Origin of the sequence: Symbiopectobacterium sp. RP (assembly GCF_050472005.1) — a bacterium.
Lineage (GTDB): Bacteria > Pseudomonadota > Gammaproteobacteria > Enterobacterales > Enterobacteriaceae > Symbiopectobacterium.
In genome coordinates this window covers 2,283,651-2,304,705 of sequence record NZ_JBGOGS010000001.1, presented here as the reverse complement: position 1 = coordinate 2,304,705, position 21,055 = coordinate 2,283,651, and the positions used below count along the sequence as shown (strand labels likewise).

Annotated in this window: 17 protein-coding genes and 7 pseudogenes; 17 read left to right on the top strand and 7 right to left on the bottom strand. The window is 49.9% G+C overall.

The annotated features are described in order from the left end of the window. Positions 1 to 261 precede the first annotated feature (261 nt). Both chaA and dauA read left to right on the top strand, forming a co-directional pair. Complete coding sequence (gene chaA, locus ACD630_RS15315) at positions 262 to 1,362, top strand: sodium-potassium/proton antiporter ChaA (RefSeq protein ID WP_430360074.1); 1,101 nt, start codon at positions 262 to 264, stop codon at positions 1,360 to 1,362. Between the two features lie 152 nt (positions 1,363 to 1,514). Further along, positions 1,515 to 3,197 (top strand): C4-dicarboxylic acid transporter DauA, encoded by a 1,683-nt coding sequence (dauA, locus tag ACD630_RS15310; protein WP_430359561.1) that lies wholly within the window; start codon positions 1,515 to 1,517, stop codon positions 3,195 to 3,197. 30 nt (positions 3,198 to 3,227) lie between these two features. Here the strand turns inward: dauA and ACD630_RS15305 are convergent, their stop codons facing one another. After that, positions 3,228 to 3,632 (bottom strand): hypothetical protein, encoded by a 405-nt coding sequence (locus ACD630_RS15305; RefSeq protein ID WP_430359560.1) that lies wholly within the window; start codon positions 3,630 to 3,632, stop codon positions 3,228 to 3,230. A 316-nt stretch (positions 3,633 to 3,948) separates the two neighbouring features. Between ACD630_RS15305 and rstA the strand changes: the two genes are divergently transcribed. The 7 genes and pseudogenes from rstA to ACD630_RS15270 form a co-directional block, all read left to right on the top strand. Beyond that, a complete protein-coding gene (gene rstA / locus ACD630_RS15300; protein ID WP_430359559.1) occupies positions 3,949 to 4,695 on the top strand; it encodes a two-component system response regulator RstA in 747 nt (248 codons plus the stop codon). Then, positions 4,692 to 5,999, top strand: coding sequence for a two-component system sensor histidine kinase RstB (gene rstB / locus ACD630_RS15295; RefSeq protein ID WP_430359558.1), 1,308 nt, complete (start codon positions 4,692 to 4,694; stop codon positions 5,997 to 5,999). The genes rstA and rstB overlap by 4 nt, the downstream gene beginning before the upstream one ends. 123 nt (positions 6,000 to 6,122) lie before the next feature. Next, positions 6,123 to 6,509, top strand: coding sequence for an acid resistance repetitive basic protein Asr (gene asr / locus ACD630_RS15290; protein WP_430360073.1), 387 nt, complete (start codon positions 6,123 to 6,125; stop codon positions 6,507 to 6,509). A gap of 136 nt (positions 6,510 to 6,645) precedes the next feature. Next, positions 6,646 to 7,476, top strand: a complete 831-nt coding sequence (locus ACD630_RS15285; protein ID WP_430359557.1) for an IS630 family transposase — start codon at positions 6,646 to 6,648, stop codon at positions 7,474 to 7,476. After that, the gene (locus tag ACD630_RS15280) at positions 7,382 to 7,585 is read left to right on the top strand and encodes a hypothetical protein (protein ID WP_430359556.1); all 204 of its coding nucleotides are present in this window, start codon (positions 7,382 to 7,384) and stop codon (positions 7,583 to 7,585) included. The genes ACD630_RS15285 and ACD630_RS15280 overlap by 95 nt, the downstream gene beginning before the upstream one ends. 193 nt (positions 7,586 to 7,778) lie before the next feature. Next, positions 7,779 to 8,615, top strand: coding sequence for a trypsin-like serine peptidase (locus ACD630_RS15275; RefSeq protein WP_430359555.1), 837 nt, complete (start codon positions 7,779 to 7,781; stop codon positions 8,613 to 8,615). A 331-nt stretch (positions 8,616 to 8,946) separates the two neighbouring features. Continuing rightward, positions 8,947 to 9,066, top strand: a pseudogene (locus tag ACD630_RS15270) (helix-turn-helix domain-containing protein); the annotation flags it as partial. Between the two features lie 21 nt (positions 9,067 to 9,087). Here ACD630_RS15270 and ACD630_RS15265 read toward each other — a convergent pair. Beyond that, positions 9,088 to 9,546 (bottom strand): transposase, encoded by a 459-nt coding sequence (locus tag ACD630_RS15265; RefSeq protein ID WP_430359554.1) that lies wholly within the window; start codon positions 9,544 to 9,546, stop codon positions 9,088 to 9,090. Next, positions 9,543 to 9,908, bottom strand: a complete 366-nt coding sequence (locus ACD630_RS15260; protein WP_430359412.1) for an IS630 transposase-related protein — start codon at positions 9,906 to 9,908, stop codon at positions 9,543 to 9,545. The genes ACD630_RS15265 and ACD630_RS15260 overlap by 4 nt, the downstream gene beginning before the upstream one ends. A 35-nt stretch (positions 9,909 to 9,943) precedes the next feature. Here ACD630_RS15260 and ACD630_RS15255 point away from each other — a divergent pair. From ACD630_RS15255 to ACD630_RS15235, 5 genes and pseudogenes are all read left to right on the top strand, one after another. Further along, positions 9,944 to 10,861: pseudogene (locus ACD630_RS15255) on the top strand (IS481 family transposase); the annotation flags it as partial. 483 nt (positions 10,862 to 11,344) lie between these two features. Beyond that, positions 11,345 to 11,509: pseudogene (locus ACD630_RS15250) on the top strand (transposase); the annotation flags it as partial. Between the two features lie 447 nt (positions 11,510 to 11,956). Beyond that, on the top strand, positions 11,957 to 13,996 hold the full coding sequence (locus ACD630_RS15245; RefSeq protein ID WP_430359553.1) for an inositol phosphate phosphatase SopB: 2,040 nt from the start codon (positions 11,957 to 11,959) through the stop codon (positions 13,994 to 13,996). Further along, positions 13,996 to 14,346, top strand: coding sequence for a type III secretion chaperone protein SigE (locus tag ACD630_RS15240; RefSeq protein ID WP_291973079.1), 351 nt, complete (start codon positions 13,996 to 13,998; stop codon positions 14,344 to 14,346). Before ACD630_RS15245 ends, ACD630_RS15240 begins: the two co-directional genes overlap by 1 nt. Positions 14,347 to 14,691: 345 nt before the next feature. Beyond that, positions 14,692 to 15,732, top strand: a pseudogene (locus ACD630_RS15235) (IS481 family transposase). Positions 15,733 to 16,341: 609 nt separating this feature from the next. Here the strand turns inward: ACD630_RS15235 and ACD630_RS15230 are convergent. Together ACD630_RS15230 and ACD630_RS15225 are read right to left on the bottom strand one after the other, a co-directional pair. Continuing rightward, positions 16,342 to 16,572, bottom strand: a complete 231-nt coding sequence (locus ACD630_RS15230) for a hypothetical protein (RefSeq protein ID WP_430359552.1) — start codon at positions 16,570 to 16,572, stop codon at positions 16,342 to 16,344. A 77-nt stretch (positions 16,573 to 16,649) separates the two neighbouring features. After that, positions 16,650 to 17,657, bottom strand: a complete 1,008-nt coding sequence (locus ACD630_RS15225; RefSeq protein WP_430359551.1) for a hypothetical protein — start codon at positions 17,655 to 17,657, stop codon at positions 16,650 to 16,652. 121 nt (positions 17,658 to 17,778) lie between these two features. Between ACD630_RS15225 and ACD630_RS15220 the strand changes: the two genes are divergently transcribed. Both ACD630_RS15220 and ACD630_RS15215 read left to right on the top strand, forming a co-directional pair. After that, positions 17,779 to 18,663: an Rpn family recombination-promoting nuclease/putative transposase gene (locus tag ACD630_RS15220; protein ID WP_430359549.1), complete on the top strand. Its 885-nt coding sequence runs from the start codon at positions 17,779 to 17,781 to the stop codon at positions 18,661 to 18,663. A gap of 78 nt (positions 18,664 to 18,741) precedes the next feature. Continuing rightward, positions 18,742 to 18,978 (top strand): annotated as a pseudogene (locus ACD630_RS15215) (IS256 family transposase); the annotation flags it as partial. Here ACD630_RS15215 and ACD630_RS15210 read toward each other — a convergent pair. Then, a pseudogene (locus ACD630_RS15210) lies at positions 18,963 to 19,435 on the bottom strand (IS256 family transposase); the annotation flags it as partial. The pseudogenes ACD630_RS15215 and ACD630_RS15210 sit on opposite strands and share 16 nt — an antisense overlap. Positions 19,436 to 19,452: 17 nt before the next feature. Beyond that, positions 19,453 to 19,677, bottom strand: a complete 225-nt coding sequence (locus ACD630_RS15205) for a transposase (RefSeq protein WP_430359920.1) — start codon at positions 19,675 to 19,677, stop codon at positions 19,453 to 19,455. 161 nt (positions 19,678 to 19,838) lie between these two features. Here ACD630_RS15205 and ACD630_RS15200 point away from each other — a divergent pair. Next, positions 19,839 to 21,049 (top strand): annotated as a pseudogene (locus ACD630_RS15200) (IS256 family transposase). Positions 21,050 to 21,055: the final 6 nt, after the last annotated feature.

Sequence of the window (21,055 nt, the reverse complement as noted above, 5' to 3'; positions counted from 1 at the left end):
GAAAACTGCAAAATTCTCCACACTAATCCCATTTTAGTCACCAAGAATGTAAAATTACTTAAAATCTCCCGCCTGCTGCGCGCATTCTGCTAATCTGCTTCTGTTTTTTAGGCTATAACTACCTGTAAGCTACTTTTTCCGCAACGTCACCCCCTTAACCATGCATTGCCGTCGCTACCCGCGTGGCGCATGTTAAAGAGAACAATAAGGCGTGCGGCACTGTTAGTAAGACTCAATACTTTTGATAAGGAGCCGCCCGCCATGAAGTCGCACACCGATGTGATCAAAACGCGTCACCACGAATATTCCCTGATCTTCCCCATCATCGCGCTGTTTGTCTTGTTGCAATGGAGCAATGCACAAAACCTGATGGCAATCCTTGGCATCAACTTTATTGCACTGGTGGGCATTCTCGCCAGCGCCTTTAGCGTAGTACGCCATGCTGACGTGTTGGCCCACCGGCTGGGCGAACCCTACGGCTCACTGCTCCTCAGCCTCTCCGTCGTCATTCTTGAAGTGAGCCTGATCTCTGCGCTGATGGCCACGGGCGATGCCGGCCCGGACCTGATGCGTGATACGCTTTATTCCATCATCATGATCGTCAGCGGCGGTCTGGTCGGATTTGCCTTACTGTTAGGCGGTCGGAAATTTGCCACGCAGCACGTCAATTTGATCGGTATCAAGCAGTACCTGATGGCCATTTTCCCGCTGGCAATTATCGTGCTGGTCTTCCCCACCTCACTGCCGGGCGGTAATTTTACCGCCGGGCAAGCGCTGATTATCGCCCTCATCTCCGCCGCCATGTACGGCGTGTTTCTCCTGATCCAAACGCGCACGCACCAGAGCCTGTTTATCTACGAACATGAAGATGAAAGTGATGACGGCGATCCGCACCATGGCAAACCCTCTTCACACAGTTCGTTGTGGCACACCGCCTGGCTGCTAATTTATTTGGTGGCGGTGATCAGTATCACCAAAATGGACTCTGCGCCGCTTAATGCGCTGCTGACACGCATGAATGCCCCAGAGCAGTTCACTGGCTTTCTGGTCGCACTGCTTATTCTCTCTCCTGAGGGGCTGGGCGCCATCAAAGCAGTGCTGCGTAATCAGGTACAGCGTGCAATGAACCTGTTTTTCGGATCGGTGCTCGCCACCATTTCACTGACCGTGCCAGCAGTAACCGTTATTGCCAGCTTAACGGGCAATACGCTGAATTTCGGTTTAGAAATGCCAAGCATCGTCGTCATGGTCTCGGTGTTGATGTTATGTCATATTTCGTTCTCAACAGGCAGGACCAACGTGTTGAACGGCAGCGCACATTTAGCGCTTTTTGCTGCGTATTTGATGACAATCATGCTGTGATCCTACGGGAACGCCCTGATTTTACGTCAGGGCACCCTGCACTTTGATGTAAGTCTTAACACTCCACGCTTAACAGGCGTATCCTACACTTCACTTATCGACGACGGGCCAACTGCCCGCCATTTTTTTGTTCTTTTTTGGTCTGACATAAGATGAAAACGCATGGAGTAAGCGGGGTTACGCCTTTTAGTGCGCTGATCGCCGCCTGTTGGCGCGAAAAATATACCGCACAACGTTTGGTTCACGACATTATCGCAGGTATCACCGTAGGGATTATTGCCATTCCGCTGGCAATGGCGCTGGCGATTACCAGCGGTGTTCCACCGCAGTACGGGCTTTACACCTCGGCAATTGCTGGGATTGTCATTGCGGTAACCGGAGGGTCACGCTATAGCATTTCCTGCCCAACGGCAGCCTTCGTGGTGATTCTTTACCCGGTTTCCCAGCAGTTTGGCCTCTCAGGCTTGTTGATGGCCACACTGCTTTCCGGGGTATTTTTGGTGTTGATGGGCGTCTGCCGCTTTGGACGCCTGATTGAGTATATCCCGCTGTCAGTGACTCTGGGGTTTACCTCGGGCATCGGTATCACCATTGCCACCATGCAGATTAAGGATCTGTTTGGTCTGCACCTGACCACCGTGCCGGAGCACTATATCGAAAAGGTGATGGCGCTGGAACAAGCGCTCCCAACGCTGACGATGGCGGATACACTTATTGGCCTGACTACGCTGGCAGTGCTGGTTTTTTGGCCCAAACTGGGCATCCGCTTGCCGGGCCATCTGCCTGCGCTGCTGGCAGGCGTTGCTGTTATGGGTATCATGTCGCTGATGGGCCATGATGTCGCCACCATCGGCTCCCGCTTTAGCTATATGCTGGCTGATGGCTCGCAGGGTCAGGGCATTCCGCCTATTCTGCCGCAGAGGGTGCTACCGTGGAACGTGTCCGCAGCCGGTGAACCGGCGATGACGCTCAGCTGGCAGAGCATTTCTGCCCTGCTCCCTGCGGCATTTTCCATGGCGATGCTTGGCGCTATCGAATCACTGCTGTGCGCGGTGGTGCTGGACGGTATGACCGGTAAAAAACACAACTCCAATGCCGAATTGATGGGACAAGGCTTCGGTAATCTGGTCGCGCCGTTCTTTGGCGGCATCACCGCCACCGCGGCTATCGCGCGCTCCGCCGCCAACGTGCGCGCCGGGGCTACGTCCCCCATTTCGGCGGTGGTGCACGCGCTGTTGGTGCTGGCCCCCTGGCTCTCTTATCTGCCATTGGCCGCCATGGCGGCGCTGCTGCTGATCGTCGCCTGGAACATGAGCGAAGCCCATAAAGTGGTGGATTTGCTGCGTCATGGCCCCAAAGATGACATCATTGTCATGCTGCTTTGCATGTCCCTGACCGTGCTGTTTGATATGGTGATTGCGATTACGGTGGGGATTGTGTTGGCGTCGCTGCTGTTTATGCGCCGCATCGCCCAAATGACCCGGCTTAGCGAACGCCTTGAAACCTCATCGCCGACGCGACTGGTACTGCGGGTGAACGGCCCACTGTTTTTCGCCGCTGCGGAACGCATTTTTAACGACATTCTGCAACGTAGCAAGAATTATCAGACCATCATTCTGCAATGGGATGAGGTGCCGATTCTGGATGCGGGAGGACTGAATGCGTTCTTGCGTTTCAGCGATGCATTACCCGCTGACAAGCAGCTATTAATAACCGATATTCCGTTCCAGCCGCTGAAAACGTTGGCGCACGCCAACGTGCATCCCATCGCGGGACGCCGCACGTTTTATCCCACGCTGGCGCAAGCGTTGGAAGCAAAGCAGTCTATCGATTAATCTGATCCCCCATCGGGCCGCGCAAGCGGCCTAGACCGGTGTAATCTGGACGCTTAGGCATTCATTGTGCTGCGACACCGTTGTTGACGCCGCGCAGGCTTCGCGGATCGTCACCAACTGTTGCGACGTCAGCCGATACGGCAACACAATATTCAGTGCTGTCAGTTTCTGCTGCTGTGCCAGCGCAATCAGTCGCGTCAGGTTGGTTTCATCGTTGACCTGCGTGGAAAGCACCTGCATTGCCAGCATTTTCATTTGCTCTTGCGGAGCGACCTGACGGGTCGACGCAGATTTCGTCACCATGCCGATAATCGGCAACACGCCATACATGGCATCAATAAAACGCCAGCTTTTATTACACAGCGCTGCTAAATACTCAGCGTAATCAATACTTAACGCCTCATTGGAACACACAGACTCTGGTTTATCTCCCATGTCCTTCTCTCCTGTTCGCCAGTGGGTTCATCGCGTCACTTGTACGTCAATCACCTTTCATCAAGCGTCGATAATACATCTGCCCTGTTTTACCAGGCTCACGGGTTACCCCTCTATATTGTCACGAGCGTGAGTAATTTGACAGCGCGAGCACGTTATCAAGTTCACGATATTGCAATGAAATCCGGTAGCTGCACGATATACCCTTTTACGCTTCATTGCTGGCGCCGCTAATGTGTGGGCGCTATGCTAACGCAAGACGAAAACGGTTTGCCACACGGCAGGCTGACGATAGAGAACAATAGCTACGGTGACTATGCATAAGATTGCCTTTGTGGAAGATGACCCTGAAGTGGGCAAACTGATTGCGGCTTATCTAGGAAAACATGACATAGATGTTCATCTGGAGCCGCGCGGCGATAAAGCGCTCGACTTCATCGCGCAGCAAAACCCCGATCTGGTGCTGTTGGATGTGATGCTGCCGGGCAAAGATGGCATGACCATCTGCCGCGAGTTGCGCCCGTTGTACAGTGGCCCGATCGTGCTACTGACCTCGCTTGACAGCGACATGAATCACATATTGGCGCTGGAAATGGGCGCAGATGATTATATTTTGAAAACGACGCCACCAGCCGTACTGCTTGCCCGCTTGCGACTTCATCTGCGTCAATACTCGGCACAACCCGCCACGCAGGTTGCGCCTGAAACTCCCGCGGTACAGGCGCAGGTTCAAGTGCACAAAACGCTGCACTTCGGGTTGCTGTGTATCGACCCGGTTAATCGTGAAGTGACGCTGGCGGAAGAGAATATTGTGCTATCCACCGCCGATTTCGATTTATTGTGGCAGCTGGCGACCCATGCAGGACATACCATGGACAGGGATTTGTTGCTCAAAAATCTGCGCGGTGTCAGTTATGACGGCATGGATCGCAGTATCGACGTGGCCATTTCTCGTCTGCGCAAAAAATTGCACGACAATGCACTAGAGCCCTTCCGTATCAAGACCGTGCGTAACAAAGGTTACCTTTTCGCACCGAATGCCTGGGAGAGCGCCATACCATGAAAAAACTGTTTGTGCAGTTTTTTCTGTTACTGTTTGCCAGCTTAGTGGTAATGACGCTGCTGGTAGGGTTGGTCTACAAAATGACCGCAGAGCGCGCAGGCCGTCAGTCGATGGACGATTTGATGAAAAGCTCGCTCTATCTGATCCGCAATGGGTTGCGTACCATCCCGCCGCGCGAATGGCATAAAACCATCAATGAGATGGACCTGAACCTGTCGTTCACGCTGAACATTGAGCCGCTGAGTAAATACCGTTTATCGCCGAAAGCGCAGCAGCGGCTGAATCAGGGCGAAATTATTGCGATTGAAGATCAATACACCTTTATCCAGCGTATCCCGCGCTCTCACTATGTGCTCTCGGTCGGGTCAATCCCTTATCTGTTTTTTCTGCATGAGATGCAGCTGTGGGATTTGCTATTTGTAATGTTGATTGGTCTTTCTATGGCACTGCCGGTGTTCTTGTGGATGCGACCACATTGGCAGGCGATGTTGAAGCTGGAAAATGCCGCGCAGCGATTGGGAGAAGGCCACCTTGAAGAGCGTCTGCACTATGACAACACGTCAAGCATGGTGCGACTGGGTATCGCATTTAACCAAATGGCCGATAATCTCAATCAGCTGATTGTCAGTAAAAAACGGCTGATCGACAACATTGCCCATGAATTGCGCACTCCGCTGGTACGCCTGCGCTATCGCCTCGCCATGAGCGACAATTTGAGTGAGGATGAACAAACGGCGCTCAACCGTGACATTGGGCAATTGGAAGCGCTAATTGACGAGTTGCTGACCTATGCACGTCTCGATCGCCCGCAGGTCTCACTCCACCTGACGCAAATTGATGTGACTGCTTGGCTGCAAAATAAAATCGATGAGTGGCGCATGCTGCATGCGGATAAGGTATTCGAGCTGTCGATGCTGCCCGTTACGGATATTGGCTATCTTGATATGCGCCTGATGGAGCGGGTGCTGGATAATCTGGTCAATAACGCACTGCGTTTCTGCCACTCACGCATCACGGTCAGCGTATCCCGTGATGGGCCAATGGCCTGCCTTCAGGTGGATGACGACGGCCCTGGCATCGCTCAGGAAGACCGGGAAACGGTATTTGAGCCGTTTATCCGACTAGAGGCAGGGTTGGAAAACAGCAGTGGTGGTTGTGGGCTGGGCCTTGCAATTGTTTATGCCATCGTGCAGGCGTATGACGGCACCATTGTGGTGGAGAGCAATGAATGGTGCGGTGCACGTTTCCGCTTCAGCTGGCCAATCAAAACCGATATCCCTGTTCGCCCTGCACTCCCATCCTGAAGGTGTACATTGCGTTACACACCGATACCAATGACTCACAGACCCTCAACGGGCTTTTTCTTATGCTTCTTTCACCGGGCCGCTTCAGGGCCCACGTGTGAACGGAATAATGAGGAATTGATGATGAAAAAAGTATTAGTGTTGATCGCAGGTGCCGCTCTGGGTCTCTCCTCTGTCGCGTTTGCAGCGAACACCACGGCTGCATCAGCAACCACACCTGCTGCACATGCTCAAGAACATGCGAAAAAGACCGTTAAAAAAGCCGCCAAACCGGCTGAACAAAAGGCTCAAGCGGCTAAAAAGCACGTGAAAAAAGCCAAACCGACTGCTGCGCAAAAAGCGCAAGCCGCTAAGAAACACGTGAAGAAAGCCACTAAACCTGCTGCACAGAAAGCCCAGGCAGCCAAAAAACACGTGAAGAAAGCCACTAAACCTGCCGCACAGAAAGCTCAGGCAGCCAAAAAACACGTGAAGAAAGCCGCTAAAAAACCGGCGCCTACCGCAGCCTAACCGCATCACCGTTTCTTGTCTCAAGATCCCTGCTCCGGCAGGGACTTGTTAGCCATAAAACACCGCCAACACCAGCGTGTTTCACGCAGAGTTAGCGAGTATAGCTAAACGACTTAATTTTGATTGCATTATTTAAATGAGCTATTCAATTGATTTTAGACGTAAAGTGATATCTACACGGGAAGAAGAAGGGTTGAGTATCCGAGAAACAGCAAAGCAATTTCGGATTGGCCCTGCCTCTGTATCGCGTTGGATTAATCAAATAGCGTCAAAAGCATCGACCACGCGTCAGCGAAAGATCGATAAATCCGAGTTGATGAAAGATGATGTTGAACCATATCCAGATGCTTACCAAAAAGAACGTGCAGAGCGTTTTGGCGTTTGTCAGAAGGCTATTTGGCAAGCTCTTAAAAAACTGGGATTGACCTATAAAAAACTCTACGTCATCCGAAAGCCGACGAAAGCACCCGGTAAGCATTTCAACAAAAAATACAACAGTATGAAAAAATGCAAGCCTATTGTTTTTATTGATGAAAGTGGTTTTCCACACGATACCCCACGGACTCACGGCTATTCCCCAAAAGGTCAACGGTGTTTTGGCCTGAAGAACGGGGGAGCCAAGGGAAGAACAAATGTTATCGGCGCTTTATTAGGCACAATGCTGTTTGCTATCGGATTATTTGATATCAATATTAACAGCGATGTTTTCTATTCCTGGGTCACACAAGTCCTTATCCCAGTACTCCCTAAAAACAGGGTAATCGTGATGGACAATGCAACTTTTCACAAAAAACATAATATTCAACAAGTCATCATCGATGCAGGGTACATGGTGGAGTATTTGCCTACATATTCGCCAGATCTTAACCCCATTGCGCATAAATGGGCACAAGCAAAAAGCAAAAAAAAGAGAGTGGTTGCGATACAGAGATTTTGTTCTCAGTCCATATGGTGTAATCAAAATTAAGTCGCTTGGCTATATGACACCCGGTGAATCGGGTGTTTTTTATAACAGGCATTTCAGCCGCTCCCCTCCCGGTAGCCGCCGTATGCCCGGACGCACACGGTATATTTAATGGGGTGCCTGATGATGTTCCATCGCTACTCATTTGAAATTGCGTTTACGTTGGTGCTGGTGTGCGGGTTTATCACGCTGTTGTTCTTTTTATGACGAACACAAAATCGATTCCAGATAGCACCTGAACCCACCATGCTGGCAAACCTGACTATAGTAAAAAGGTATCGCTTTTCCGCAAGGTAATCCTATTGATGCGTAAACTGGCTTGGTTGTTCTGTTTGATAGCGTTAACCGCAGCCCAGAGCTGGGCTGAGCAATCCCCCTCGGAAGCGGAACGTCAGAAAACCCTTTTCTTCAATCATGACGACCGCGATCCGGTGCCGACACCCAACGCTTGGCCCTGGCAGGCCATTGGTCAATTGGAAACCGCCAGCGGCAACCTGTGTACCGCCACGCTGATTGCTCCGCATCTGGCATTAACCGCAGGTCACTGCGTCTTGACTCCGCCGTCAGGAAAACCTGATAAGCCGATTGCGCTGCGCTTTATTGCGGTCAATGGCGAATGGAAGTATGAAACACACGCCATCGAAGCAGTGACCAATAGCGCGCTACGCAAAAAATTGCAGCCTGACGGCGAAGGGTGGATTGTCTCTCCCGCCGCCGCACCGCTGGATTATGCCCTAATTTGGCTGCGGGATACGCCTGCGGGCATCACGCCATTAACCACCTGGAATGGCACGCAGTCAGAACTGAATACCGCGCTGGCGCAACAACAAGCAAAGGTCACGCAGGCAGGCTATCCTGAAGACCATCAGGAAGCGCTCTATCGCCATCAGGATTGTGTCATTACAGGTTGGGCCGCGTCCGCGATTTTATCTCACCAGTGCGACACCTTACCCGGCGACAGCGGTTCTCCACTGATGATTAAAACACTACAAGGCTGGCAATTGATTGGGATTCAAAGCTCTGCGCCAGATGCCAGCGAACGCGATCGCGCTGACAATCATGCGGTTGCCATCACCGCCATTCAGCGGCAATTGAAGGCGTTGGCACGTCATGCGATGAAAAACGCTGCTGTTTCAGAATAATTGATCGCCAAACGCCTCGTAAAGCTAAGCACTGCGCATACAAGCGCTAGCTAGGCGATCGGTTTCATGTAAAATCGCTTTACTACGCCCTTCTCGTTTTCATCAGATAATGCAAACGCGGTACTTCTCCGGTTTTTTATCCTGTGAAATATCATGAATAGCGGTGCCTAATGACATGTTTGTCCCCTATTGAATAGGCTAAGATGAGGTGTTCTTATCGCGCATAAATTGTATTAGTCGCGACTAGATCTGACACTGGACCTTGAAAGGTTGAGAGTTACCGGTTTTGATATGGGTGTCTAATCCTTAAACAAAACGCGAGGTAACTCTCATGCTTCATACTAACAATCCCATTATCAAACACAAAGCCGGCCTGCTCAATCTCGCCGAAGAACTCGGTAACGTATCAAAAGCCTGCAAGAGCATGGGCGTGTCACGCGATACATTTTATAGCCAAGCGACTTAATTTTGATTACACCATATGGACTGAGAACAAAATCTCTGTATCGCAACCACTCTCTCTTTTTTTGCTTTTTGCTTGTGCCCATTTATGCGCAATGGGGTTAAGATCTGGCGAATATGTAGGCAAATACTCCACCATATACCCTGCATCGATGATGACTTGTTGAATATTATGTTTTTTGTGAAAAGTTGCATTGTCCATCACGATTACACTGTTTTTAGGGAGTACTGGGATAAGGACTTGTGTGACCCAGGAATAGAAAACATCGCTGTTAATATTGATATCAAATAATCTGATAGCAAACAGCGTTGTGCCTAATAACGCGCCGATAACATTTGTTCTTCCCTTGGCTCCCCCGTTCTTCAGCCCAAAACACCGTTGACCTTTTGGGGAATAGCCGTGAGTTCGTGGGGTATCATGTGGAAAACCACTTTCATCAATAAAAACAATAGGTTTACATTTTTTCATACTGTTGTATTTTTTGTTGAAATGCTTGCCGGGCGCTTTCGTCGGCTTTCGGATGGCGTAGAGTTTTTTTTATAGGTCAATCCCAGCTTTTTAAGAGCTTGCCAAATGGCCTTCTGACAAACGCCAAAACGCTCTGCACGTTCTTTTTGGTAAGCATCTGGATATGGTTCAACATCTTTTATCAACTCGGATTTATCGCTCTTTCGCTGACGCGTGGTCGATGCTTTTGACGCTATTTGATTAATCCAACGCGATACAGAGGCAGGGCCAATCCGAAATTGCTTCGCTGTTTCTCGGATACTCAACCCTTCTTCTTCCCGTGTAGATATCACTTTACGTCTAAAATCAATTGAATAGCTCATTTAAATAATGTGATCAAAATTAAGTCGTTTAGTTATATCAGGAACTGGCTGCTGAAGGCGGCATTGATGCGCTGGTTAACCAGAACCGCCGGGTTCCGAACCTGAAGAACCGCGCCGACGAAGCCACTGAACGCACGGTTGTTGATTATGCTATTGAGTTCCCGCCCCATGGGCAGCACCGGACCTGTAATGAGCTGCGTAAAAAAGGCGTGTTTATCTCCGGCAGCGGCGTGCGCTCCATCTGGCAACGACACGACCTGGAGAACTTCCGTAAACGCCTGAAGGCGCTTGAGGAAAAGGTCGCCAGAGAAGGCATTGTCCTTACCGACGCTCAAATCGCAGCCCTGGAGAAGAAGGCGCACGATGATGAGGCCTGCGGTGAAATCGAGACGGCACATCCCGGGTATCTGGGCTCGCAGGACACCTTCTACGTGGGCAATCTGAAGGGGGTGGGCCGTATCTACCAGCAGACGTTCGTGGATACGTACTCGAAAGTGGCGCACTGCAAGCTGTATACAAATAAAACACCGCTCACCGCCGCCGACCTGCTCAATGATCGCGTACTCCCGTTCTACGAGGCTCAGGGACTGCCGGTGCTGAGAATACTGACCGACAGGGGTACGGAGTACTGTGGTAAAGTGGAGCAGCATGATTATCAGCTTTATCTGGCTATCAACGATATCGAGCATACGAAAACGAAGGCGATGTCTCCGCAGACGAACGGCATCTGCGAGCGCTTCCGTAAAACCATTTTGCAGGATTTTTATCAGGTTACGTTCGGCAAGAAGTTATATGGAAACCTGGAAAGCCTGCAGGTAGATCTGGACAACTGGTTGTGGCATTACAATAATGAGCGAACTCATCAGGGAAAAATGTGCTGCGGGCGTACGCCGATGGCCAGTTTACTCGATGGAAAACGGATCTGGGCAGAAAAGAATCTGAACCAGATGTAATCTGACAGACACCTGTATAAATAATCGGTAACTGTCAGATCAGGTCTGAGCTAGTACAGATAACCACATCCGTTTAACTATGGAGAAATCGTTATGTCTAACTTAGTTGTCATTGAAAATACCGTCGTCCGCCAGGATGCTTTCGGGCGTTACTGCCTGAATGATTTACACCGTGCCGCCGTTGCGCAAGGTAAAGCGACTGAATCACAGAGACCTTCGGTTTTTTTTCAAAAGCAAGGGAACTCGTAAGATAGCAAAATCGTTAGGTAATAACGCATTAAAGACAATGCATGGCGGCGTTGAATCAGGCATTTGGGTTGTACCTGAATTAGGCTGTGTCCCTTAATTACCTAGCAGATTAAAAATCGTACAACGCAGGCAGTTTTTGACAGTAAAAACACACGGAATTAGCCCGAAAAACGAACATATTTGATATATTTTCCTCATTTCCAATCAGTGAAAATGAATTGCGGGACACAGCCTAGGGCACGGGTTGAACATGCATTCGCGGCGATGGAACAAATGGGTAGAAAACTGATCCGTACCATTGGGCAAGTGCGCGCTAATTTTGCCATGACGATGATGGCAGCATGTTACAACCTAAATCGGTTGGCGTACTTCCAGCGTGCGGGCATCGTGGCTTTCTAACGCCAAGAATAGGCAAAATGACACGGTCCATGGCAATGGACGGTAGGATTAGTGCCGGGGTGAGGCTTTGTTGAATAATAGTGAGTCATGCTGTTTTTTCAGACAGTTTTGGTAGAAAATGCTTGTCACCTCAGGTTTACAGTTTTCTTATGAGGCCTAACCGCATGATTTTGCGTTACGAGGATCTGTCGTTTCACCGGGGGTGCAGCATAAAATATGTTTATTCAACAAAGCCCCAAGGTGATCAAAAAACATCTAATTATTTAGAGACAAGTCGGAGATTCATTGAAAATTTCGAGTTTTTCGAGGTGCCCTACAGTCTAATGCGGTGGCCAGTATTAGTTGACCACTACAAACACCACTATCAGAAAATCTGAGTCATGAGCGTTAATTGACATTAAATTTAGGCAAATCAGGAATAATGATCCTAACCATAGGAGTTCTGATATGTCTGAAGTAAAACTACACGGTCACGTTGCGTCAATGAGAAAGATTTTCGAGCAACAATCGCCCAAGGACGCGGCAAAAGGCACGCTTGGCAACGAGCGCAATTTGATTAATTCTAACCTAAATTTTAGGTATAGCCTACTTAATGGAAAGGATAGCAAACGGCCAGTAAAACAGACCCTTACTGAATACTCCGAACGTCGTGACACGCCATCGGTGTATGTTAAGAGGGAAGGATTCGAGGCAATCTACGATATGCTGAACTCGGTAGAAAAAAACCGGTCAACGGATGGCGCTCAGTATTCTTCGCCAGAGGTGATAAACGCGGCATTGATGTCGAAAAGCCACCCGGAAATACAAGACGTGTCGCCCACTTTTGGCAAAGTGGTGGCGCCTGAGATCGCCTTAAGCGACATGAATGTGTCAGAATGCGCCCAGTCAATAAATGAGCTTACCGAGTATCAAATTGGGGTAATTGATACGACAATACTGGCCTATAAACAGCTTGAAATACTTCAGCCGATGGATAGCAAGAGGAGATCTGCCAGCGCCGAAAATAGAATCCATGACCATATTATTGCCAGCCGGGAACACTTGGCGAAATTGAAAAAAACGATGGAGTGCAAATTCACTGAAATTAAACAAGATCGTAATGCCCATACCGACGAGTTAATGGACGCCGCTAAACTACGAAAAGAGATGCTGGCGATGCTCACCAGTGAATATCAGGTGATGGGCATTAAGCCGCAAGAAGCCAGAAAACGCGCGCTCGTCGCTTATAATGCGGCGCGTACTGACACTCTCAATAATGCCCCCTGGAAAACGATACAGCGGGAGATAAGTCATAACGGCAACCAGTATAGTAGTCTCCAGCGCCCTGCCGCCGAGATGAAACTGGGCGACAGGGATATTTTTCCGACCGCCTACCAGGGGAAAGGGATCTGTTCTTCCGACGCGAATGAAACCAAGCACGCGGCAAACTTATGGCAATCCTCGTTAAGCGTGGAAGACCAATTTGGCCAGCAGCAAACGCTGTTCCAAGGCATTCGCCACGGCGTGCTGTCACCCTTCGCATTGCCGGCGAGATCCGCGGAACGCATTGACGGGGCGCTGAATCGGGCTAAAGAAGTCGTCACGGCGGCGCTCTACTCCCGCCCTGAACTGATGGCACGTGCCCTGAAAGAGGATACTGTACCTTTGCAGTTGGTCTCTACCTCACTTTTGACGCCCACAAAATTAAGCTTCTTCGGCAAGGAAAGAGAGATGCTGCGCGACCAAATGCAGGCCTGGCAAACCTTATGCAAGGCTGAATCGCAGCGGGACGGCGCGCTTACGTTAACGGTCCATAACGATAAGGGAGAAGCCCAAGACGTCAAAGTGGCCTTGGATGTCGCCGCATTTAACTTCGGCGTCAATGAAGTTTCACTGAAACTTGGCTTGGGAAACGACACTTCTGATAGTTATAACGCCGTAGCATTAAACCAGCTCCTCGGTAACGATTTGCGGCCAGAGGCTGAGCCCGGAGGCTGGGTCGGTCGCTACCTAGAAGGCAAGCCGACGCCGGAAAACGCCAACAAGGTCATCACCCTCAGTAAGCAATTAAAGAATATCTGGAATGGAAAACTGCACCGCAGCGACGGTGGAGAGCCTTATCAAGCGCCGAAACGCCTGATGATGCTGGCGTATGAAATAGGTGCGGTACCTTGCTGGAACTGTAAAAGCGGAAAAGACCGCACCGGTATGCTTGATGCAGAGGTGAAACGGGAAGCGATTGCCTATCACAATCAACAGCCGCTGAAAGACCCGCAAGAGAAGCTTAATGAAAAAGACATTAAGTTGCTGCAGACGGTGGTGCTGCAAAGCGGGAATTTGGAAGTACAAAAACAAAACATCGGTGTTAAAGGCAATAAGGTTGCCAAAACATTCAAGCTGTCCAGCATGAATTTATCTTTAACTAAGCGTCTTGGAGTGGGTGATGTTTGGTCCAAAGTAAAAGGATTGTCCCAATTCGCCAAGTCATCCTCTAAAAGGAGTCTTTAATGCAAAATTTATTGTTAGATCTTTATGAATCACTGGGACTTGACCCGATGGACGACCCCGCGTTGCTTATCACTGATGAATTGGAAGTGTATTTTGACGAATCGGAAGCGGGGCTGGAGATGTGTTGCCCGCTCAGAAGCCTGCCAACCGACAGCGATCAATTGCAGGCGATCCTTAGTATGAATTACGCAAGCCCGGTGACACTGGCGGCGGATGCCGACCAATCTGTATTGTTAGCTTTATACCGTCTGCCGCCGGAAAGCAACACCGAAGATATGCTAGAGGGCTTGTCATTATATGTTGAAACTATCGAGCAACTACGGCAGGAAGCCGTCATTATGGCGGCTTGAGAAAGCCGCATCTAGGGCAGCAGCGCGTGTGTCAGCGCCAGGGCCCATTCCCACTCGAAACGCAACAAAATGGTAGGGGCTTATGCCGCCAGTAAGTGTGTTAAAAATACCTCATTAGGGGAACAATAGCCCAGCGATTTTCTGCCCCTTGTGTTGAGTGTGTGTTCGAGCTCAGCAATCTTGCGATGGCTCACCTGATTGAAGTCCGTTCCCTTGGGATAAAAGTGTAGTGGTCAACTAATATGTATTAGTCGCGACTAGATCTGACACTGGACCTTGAAAGGTTGAGAGTTACCGGTTTTGATATGGGTGTCTAATCCTTAAACAAAACGCGAGGTAACTCTCATGCTTCATACTAACAATCCCATTATCAAACACAAAGCCGGCCTGCTCAATCTCGCCGAAAAACTCGGTAACGTATCAAAAGCCTGCAAGAGCATGGGCGTGTCACGCGATACATTTTACCGTTATCAGGAACTGGCTGCTGAAGGCGGCATTGATGCGCTGCTTAACCAGAACCGCCGGGTTCCGAACCTGAAGAACCGCGCCGACGAAGCCACTGAACGCGCGGTTGTTGATTATGCTATTGAGTTCCCGCCCCATGGGCAGCACCGGACCAGTAATGAGCTGCGTAAAAAAGGCGTATTTATCTCTGGCAGCGGCGTGCACTCCATCTGGCAACGACACGACCTGGAGAACTTCCGTAAACGCCTGAAGGCGCTTGAGGAAAAGGTCGCCAGAGAAGGCATTGTCCTTACCGACGCTCAAATCGCAGCCCTGGAGAAGAAGGCGCACGATGATGAGGCCTGCGGTGAAATCGAGACAGCACATCCCGGGTATCTGGGCTCGCAGGACACCTTCTACGTAGGCAATCTGAAGGGGGTGGGCCGTATCTACCAGCAGACGTTCGTGGATACGTACTCGAAAGTGGCGCACTGCAAGCTGTATACGAATAAAACACCGCTCACCGCCGCCGACCTGCTCAATGATAGCGTACTCCCGTTCTACGAGGCTCAGGGACTGCCGGTGCTGAGAATACTGACCGACAGGGGTACGGAGTACTGTGGTAAAGTGGAGCAGTATGATTATCAGCTTTATCTGGCTATCAACGATATCGAGCATACGAAAACAAAGGCGATGTCTCCGCAGAAGAACGGCATCTGAGAGCGCTTCCATAAAACCATTTTGCAGGATTTTTACCAGGTTACGTTCGGCAAGAAGTTATATGGAGACCTGGAAAGCCTGCAGGTAGATCTGGACAACTGGTTGTGGCATTACAATAATGAGCGAACTCATCAGGGAAAAATGTGCTGCAGGCGTACGCCGATGTCCACTTTACTCGATGGAAAACGGATCAGGGCAGAAAAGAATCTGAACCAGATGTAATCTGACAGACACCTGTATCAATAATCGGTAACTCTCAGATCAGGTCTGAGCTAGTACAAATCAGAAGCTTGGCGGCAAGACTCTACACCGATGAGAAAGGGGAAGAACATGCACAAAAATTGTTAGGTCACAAAAGCTCTACCATGACAGATAGGTACCGCGATGTCCGGGGAGCTGAATGGAAGCAGATTGAATAATTTCGAGGCTTTGTTGAATAAACATATTTTATGCTGCACCCCCGGTGAAACGACAGATCCTCGCAACGCAAAATCATGCAGTTAGGCCTCATAAGAAAACTGTAAACCTGAGGTGACAAACATTTTCTACCAAAACTGGTTGTAAAAACAGCATGACTCACTATTATTCAACAAAGCCTAATTTCGATCGATGCATTATAACTCATTGAATCATAATGACGATATTTTAATGCCGCTGTACTCCTGACAGCGAAGACCTAAAGCACTAATCTACTAATTATCATAGATTTATCGCCATCCCATGCTCAAAAAACAGGCAACAAAACACAACAATACACGACATTTTTATCAATACGTTACCGTCCATTTCGACTTGCGGACTCCCTTCCTTAGACGCATAGGTATCTACACATCATAAAGGGTTAAAAACCACCATAACGAAGTGGGCAAGTTCTTCCGGGGTATAGTCTGCTAATAACGTCAAGGTATTTAGCAGGATGGATAGTCCGGCAAGCAGCGCTGGGGCGCTTTCTTTACGCCCTCGTTTTTGTTGTCGTCCGGATAATCGGCAAATTAACTGACGGGCTGCCGCATTGTCGTCTCCTTCAGCGCGTTGCAGCCGCCATACCAGCACACATGCCATGCTAGCTATCAATAACCTGCGTAGCAGGGCACCAGCACTGCGCTGAAGCCATTTTTCTACATCATGACCGGCACCTTTCAGCAGTTTAAAAAAGGATTCAATACCCCAGCGCCAGTAATACCAGCGAGCGACTTCCGCGCTGGTGATCTCGTTACTAACGTTTGTGAGCAGCGTCCAGCGTCCGATAAATTTACCGTGATATCGGTAAGGCGAACCACAACTAATCTGAGTGTCAGAGCTACGCCTGGCTGAACTTTTACTCGCCGTCCGGTGTTCTTGTCTTTCCGCTTCGGTTTTGCTGTTCGCGTTATGATCACGGATGTTTCCCCGATCTCCATATTGGCTTTTTTCCCTTTCCAGCCAACCTGTCCGTTTGCGATAAATGGCAGATCGTCTGCAATTTCACCAATTTTACGGGTGTCACCGCCCCACTCGGCCCGATGCCCTTCCTTTCCCCAGATAAGCCAACATATTTCCTGGGAGCTTAATGTGCGCATATGCCCGATAGAGTCACCTTCACGGTCAATGAGATGAACTAACTTCTTCCCGGTAGCAAGAGACTCAACGCGGGCGATATCAGCCGTCAAAGCATCCATATGAGTCAGACTCTCAGACAAGCCCTCGGTTAGCGTTGAACGACAACCTGCCCTATCGGTTAGAGTTTGAGACAGGGGCGCTATTGGTAAACCATTTGCAGCATCAAGCAGTAGGCTGGTTTGTAGTTCATAACCGACGTCGCCACCATGCGTCATTTTCAAACGTTCTTCTTTCCCATTGTGGGTACGAAACTGTAAATGAGACCAGTCGTGAACGACGGGAGCGTATGGATGCGGGCTAAGTGCAACCTGCCGGAGAGCCAGCGAAATAATCGGTTCATTGAGCTGACTGAAGCTAATACGTTCATTATTAAAAAAACGCCAAACGGCCTGAGTAGTGGCGAATGTTGTTTTCTGCGCGCAGGCAAGGTCTTTAACGGCTGACGCCAATGGTGCTGGGGGAGTCATGTGTTGCTTAACCAGACGCTGATAACGCCGGTTAAGGCGGGCATCAATCCCACCGATGGATAAGTTGAGATCATACAGCAACGTAATAGCAGATATTGCAAAAGATGTGTAGATACCTATGCCTTAGACGTGAAAAATCACATTCACCCCGAGCTGGAAATCCCGATGGCATACCCTAACCTGAGCAAGGTATACTGCGCCAATGACAACATCCTCGCTCTCCCAACATGACTCCCTGTTCAAAAAGTTCCTCGGCGATATCACGGTCGCCCGAGACTTTCTGGAAATCCATCTGCCACCTCATCTGCGGGAGCGCTGCGATTTCAGCACCCTTGCGATGGAGTCAGGTAGCTTTATCGAAGACGACCTGCGCACCCAGTGTTCGGATATGCTCTATTCCGTGCAGACAAAAACGGGGAAAGGCTATATCTACACATTGATCGAGCACCAGAGTAGGCCCGAGAAGTTGATGGCGTGGCGTTTAATGCGTTATAGCATGGAAGCGATGCAGCGGCACTTGGAGCAAGACAACGAGACCTTGCCCGTGGTCATCCCGCTCCTGTTCTACCACAGCACCACGTCGCCCTACCCCTACAGCACCCAATGGCTCGATTGCTTTGCTGACCCTGAACTGGCAGAATCAGTCTATACACAGGCATTCCCGTTGGTCGATATTACCGCAATACCGGATGACGAAATCCTGATGCATAGGCGGGTAGCGCTGCTGGAACTGGTTAACGAGCTGGCCTGTCTACTTGAGCAATGGGCAGTGCCCAAAGAGCAGTTCCGGGGCTTGATGTATTATATTCTCGAACGTGGCAATACTTCGAACGCCGAGCAGTTCTTGCAGGGGATCGCCACCAAAACCACGGATTACCGGGAGGACGTGATGACTATCACAGAACAGCTTGAAGCCAAAGGTGAACAACGCGGCATTGAAAAAGGAATACTTCTTGGTCGCCAAGAAGGCGAGCATAGTGCCTCGCTCAACATTGCAAGGCAACTTTTTGCCAACGGCGTTGAACGCACCCTTGTCAAAATGTCAACCGGCCTTTCCGACGACGAACTGGCGAGCCTCGACGACTGACACTAATTCACCGCTTTTCCACCTTTGGGCGCTTCCGGCCATTCAATATCCGGCGCTGTATCCAACTCGAGGCGGTTCATAAGAACGACAAATCCGATTGAATCGGCTTTTGCGACTGTGAGGCTACGAAGCAGAGGCGCGAAGAACGGTGGTTCGAGAGAAACAACCCTGTCAATGGTATTTAAGCTGCTCCAGTCAGCTCAGAAAAGCTGGAACCGACTAAGAGGATTTGACCTGCTGACCCTGGTTGTAAGCAACGTCCAATTTAAGGATGGAGAACAGATTCACGAAGCATCAGAGCGGAACGTAGCATGATCGTCATACACCAGATTTGCTAATAACTCTACCTTGCGAAGTTCCTGCGGGTACGAGAAGAATGTCGACAGGTTGGCCCAGTTTGACTGCCAGCTCCTGCTTATCTGCGGATAGCGGTGATCCCATGTCCCACCGAACGTCTCCAGCGCCTGAAGCGCGGCCTCTTCGGTTGGAGCCTGATACACTGCTTTGAGGTCGCGTGTTACCGCCTTATAGTCCTTCCAGGCAACGAAGCGCAGACTGTTGCGCACCATGTGCACGATGAACAACTGGATGCGGGCTTCCGGGTAGACCGTGTTGATGGCATCCGGGAACCCTTTCAGGCCGTCCACACAGGCAATGAGGATGTCGGTCAGGCCACGGTTTTTCAGTTCTCTCAGCACGTTCAGCCAGAACTTTGCACCTTCATTTTCGCCAGCCACATCCCCAGTAGCTCTTTCTGGCCTTCGATATAGACAAGCGACTTAATTTTGATTACACCATATGGACTGAGAACAAAATCTCTGTATCGCAACCACTCTCTCTTTTTTTGCTTTTTGCTTGTGCCCATTTATGCTCAATGGGGTTAAGATCTGGCGAATATGTAGGCAAATACTCCACCATATACCCTGCATCGATGATGACTTGTTGAATATTATGTTTTTTGTGAAAAGTTGCATTGTCCATCACGATTACACTGTTTTTAGGGAGTACTGGGATAAGGACTTGTGTGACCCAAGAATAGAAAACATCGCTGTTAATATTGATATCAAATAATCCGATAGCAAACAGCGTTGTGCCTAATAAAGGAGTCTGTACACGAGATTGTGTAATTTCCTGGTTTTGATATGTTCAATCCAACATCAAAAGCAGGTTACTTTATGGACGAAAAACAGTTACAGGCTCTGGCTAACGAGCTGGCCAAAAATCTCAAAACCCCTGACGCTCTCAACCCGTTTGATCGCCTGCTGAAAAAGATCTGCGTTGAAGCTGCCCTTAATGCTGAAATGACCCATCACCTCGGGCATGAGAAGCCCCAGTCCAAATCTGGAACTAACACGCGCAATGGCCACTCCACAAAGACTGTTACCACCGGCGATGGTCCGCTGGAACTGCGTGCACCACGTGATCGTGATGGTTCCTTTGAACCGCAACTGGTGAAGAAGAACCAGACCCGGCTCACCGGGATGGATAACCAGATTTTATCGTTGTATGCCAAAGGAATGAGCACCCGCGAAATTGCCGCTGCGTTCAAAGAGCTGTATGACGCGGATGTCTCACCCGCCCTGGTATCGAAGGTCACCGATGCCGTTATGGAGCAGGTTGTTGAATGGCAAAATCGCCCCCTGGATGCGGTTTATCCCATTGTTTACCTTGACTGTATCGTTCTGAAAGTCCGGCAGGACAGCCGCGTTATCAATAAGTCTGTGTTCCTGGCGCTGGGTATCAATATCGAAGGCCAGAAAGAGCTACTGGGGATGTGGCTGGCGAAAATGAAGGCGCAAAGTTCTGGCTGAACGTGCTGAGAGAACTGAAAAACCGTGGCCTGACCGACATCCTCATTGCCTGTGTGGACGGCCTGAAAGGGTTCTCGGATGCCATCAACACGGTCTACCCGGAAGCCCGCATCCAGTTGTTCATCGTGCACATGGTGCGCAACAGTCTGCGCTTCGTTGCCTGGAAGGACTATAAGGCGGTAACACGCGACCTCAAAGCAGTGTATCAGGCTCCAACCGAAGAGGCCGCGCTTCAGGCGCTGGAGACGTTCGGTGGGACATGGGATCACCGCTATCCGCAGATAAGCAGGAGCTGGCAGTCAAACTGGGCCAACCTGTCGACATTATTCTTCTCGTACCCGCAGGAACTTCGCAAGGTAATCTACACGACGAACGCTATAGAATCACTGAACAGCGTGCTCCGGCATGCAATCAAGAAACGCAAGGTGTTCCCGACTGATGACTCGGTGAAGAAGGTCGTATGGCTGGCAACCCATGCGGCATCACAGAAATGGACGATGCCCTTACAGGACTGGCGTATGGCAATGAGTCGCATTATTATCGAGTTCGGTGACCGTCTTGACGGTCACTTCTGAGGAAAG

What these genes read in the sequence shown, in the direction of transcription:
- chaA (WP_430360074.1), top strand. Translation starts at nt 262, where the DNA reads ATGAAGTCGCACACCGATGTGATCAAAACGCGTCACCACGAATATTCC.
- dauA (WP_430359561.1), top strand. Translation starts at nt 1,515, where the DNA reads ATGAAAACGCATGGAGTAAGCGGGGTTACGCCTTTTAGTGCGCTGATC.
- ACD630_RS15305 (WP_430359560.1), bottom strand. Translation starts at nt 3,632, where the DNA reads ATGGGAGATAAACCAGAGTCTGTGTGTTCCAATGAGGCGTTAAGTATT.
- rstA (WP_430359559.1), top strand. Translation starts at nt 3,949, where the DNA reads ATGCATAAGATTGCCTTTGTGGAAGATGACCCTGAAGTGGGCAAACTG.
- rstB (WP_430359558.1), top strand. Translation starts at nt 4,692, where the DNA reads ATGAAAAAACTGTTTGTGCAGTTTTTTCTGTTACTGTTTGCCAGCTTA.
- asr (WP_430360073.1), top strand. Translation starts at nt 6,123, where the DNA reads ATGAAAAAAGTATTAGTGTTGATCGCAGGTGCCGCTCTGGGTCTCTCC.
- ACD630_RS15285 (WP_430359557.1), top strand. Translation starts at nt 6,646, where the DNA reads ATGAGCTATTCAATTGATTTTAGACGTAAAGTGATATCTACACGGGAA.
- ACD630_RS15275 (WP_430359555.1), top strand. Translation starts at nt 7,779, where the DNA reads ATGCGTAAACTGGCTTGGTTGTTCTGTTTGATAGCGTTAACCGCAGCC.
- ACD630_RS15265 (WP_430359554.1), bottom strand. Translation starts at nt 9,546, where the DNA reads ATGAAAAAATGTAAACCTATTGTTTTTATTGATGAAAGTGGTTTTCCA.
- ACD630_RS15260 (WP_430359412.1), bottom strand. Translation starts at nt 9,908, where the DNA reads ATGAGCTATTCAATTGATTTTAGACGTAAAGTGATATCTACACGGGAA.
- ACD630_RS15245 (WP_430359553.1), top strand. Translation starts at nt 11,957, where the DNA reads ATGTCTGAAGTAAAACTACACGGTCACGTTGCGTCAATGAGAAAGATT.
- ACD630_RS15240 (WP_291973079.1), top strand. Translation starts at nt 13,996, where the DNA reads ATGCAAAATTTATTGTTAGATCTTTATGAATCACTGGGACTTGACCCG.
- ACD630_RS15230 (WP_430359552.1), bottom strand. Translation starts at nt 16,572, where the DNA reads ATGGCATGTGTGCTGGTATGGCGGCTGCAACGCGCTGAAGGAGACGAC.
- ACD630_RS15220 (WP_430359549.1), top strand. Translation starts at nt 17,779, where the DNA reads ATGACAACATCCTCGCTCTCCCAACATGACTCCCTGTTCAAAAAGTTC.